Here is a 301-nt window from a genome sequence, read left to right as displayed (position 1 = left end):
TGTATGTGTATTCCATCCATCAATTCTCATCTTCTGAGCAGATGTATCCCGATTCACCGTTGATCGTGCGATTATAGCTCCTTTTTTATAGCTGTTGACCAGCTTAGAAAGGGTTATCTTCCCTGATCCAATTGCTGTAATCGTTTGGTTCTCAAAAGATGTATCGTCACAGATGGTAACTTCTTGACCAACCACGAAACCTGTTGTGGAAGCAACAGAAATAGCCACAGCAGTTGTACTAGGGGATAGTGCAGCTGTGGCATACGTTTTTGTCTCATCCAATTGCAAAACAGGGTCTAGT

General features: G+C 42.5%; 1 pseudogene. It reads right to left on the bottom strand.

Annotated features, from left to right (window positions below):
• Positions 1 to 301, bottom strand: a pseudogene (locus tag QZ995_RS23765) (integrase); the annotation flags it as partial.

Source organism: Brevibacillus laterosporus (assembly GCF_030489605.1).
Lineage (GTDB): Bacteria > Bacillota > Bacilli > Brevibacillales > Brevibacillaceae > Brevibacillus_B > Brevibacillus_B laterosporus_E.
Note: the sequence above shows the minus strand (reverse complement) of the source record. Positions and strands in the feature narration are given on the sequence as shown.